Origin of the sequence: Bartonella rattaustraliani AUST/NH4, from assembly GCF_000312565.1 — a bacterium.
Classification (GTDB): domain Bacteria; phylum Pseudomonadota; class Alphaproteobacteria; order Rhizobiales; family Rhizobiaceae; genus Bartonella; species Bartonella rattaustraliani.
On record NZ_CALW02000037.1, the window covers coordinates 1 to 1,185 of the forward strand.

Annotated in this window: 2 protein-coding genes; one reads left to right on the top strand and one right to left on the bottom strand. The window is 35.1% G+C overall.

Translation table 11 applies throughout. The features are described 5' to 3' along the window. Window positions 1-71 precede the first annotated feature (71 nt). Entirely contained in the window at window positions 72-383 is a 312-nt protein-coding gene (locus BN67_RS06000) for a BrnA antitoxin family protein (RefSeq protein WP_019223241.1), read from the bottom strand. A gap of 455 nt (window positions 384-838) precedes the next feature. Here BN67_RS06000 and BN67_RS11695 point away from each other — a divergent pair. Beyond that, window positions 839-1,185: restriction endonuclease (locus BN67_RS11695; RefSeq protein WP_019223243.1), on the top strand; the 347-nt coding region annotated here is incomplete at its 3' end.

Below are 1,185 nucleotides of genomic sequence, written 5' to 3' on the forward strand. Positions count from 1 at the left end.
CGAATTGTAAATATATGTGAACTTATTGTACATCCAAATTATATAAAGATACCATGATGTAAATAAAAACTTCATAAACCAACTGCTTTACGTAAGATATCATCGACTTTTGATTGCCACTTACGACCAAAGGATTTGAGTTTTTTTAAAACATCTGGTGATAAACGAATTGATACCAGCTCTTTAGGATTATCAATTTGTAGACGTCCTCGAGAACGTTTAATGCTTTCAGCTAAATCAGGAAATACTTCTGCGAATGATTTTGCTTGAGAAATTTTTTCGTCTGTTAGTTCTGGTGCGTCTGGATCGTTAGCAATTTCTTTCTGAATTTCAGCCTCTTCTTCATCGGTGAGAGGTTTAATATATGGATACTTAGTACTCATATTAAACTCCTTTCTTTTTTGCTCGCACGTCTCATAGAAAAGTAATTGCTAAATGAAAATGTCTTATATATTGTGTTTCTCGGAGGAGGAGTCGTTATGTAATCATCCCCGCAGGGTTTTTGTAATCAATCTCTTTCTCCATTCTATCAAAAAAACTTCATTTCTCTTTATTCTGGTTATAATCTTCTTAGCAATGGTTAGCTAAGTTAAAGTAGTCTTTGTATATGCTAAATTCGTATTTGAAATACGATTGCGGATCTTTTAATTTAATTGAAAATACATTCACTATTTTTTGAAAATCATCCTCATCACTAAAAGAAAAACTAAAAAGCTTGAAAAGTAGCTTTGCCTCATTTTGCTCTCGATATTTATCCGAAATGTATTTATTAAACTTCATTCCGATTCTTTTGATGACAATTGATCGACGTCTTAAGACAAATGGAGTGACCCTCATAATGCTGCAATCTCATAAATCTGATAATAAACCAATCTCTTTACGCTCTCTCTTACAATTCTGTCGTGAGGGTGCCACAAATCCTCGTGAACGAGGAACTGTTTTCGAAAACCTGGTCAAGACTTATTTGACGCAGGACCCCATTCAAAAGCAAGAATATGAAACAGTTCAGACCTATTGTGAGTGGGCAAAAGAGCGTGGGGAAGATGGGCGTGATATTGGCATTGATCTGGTCGCTAAAATTCGTGATGAAGAAGGCTATGCGGCTATTCAGTGTAAATTCTATGAAACCTCTCACTGCATTAAAAAAGAAGATATTGATAGCTTTATTGCTGCCTCGGGCAGAGA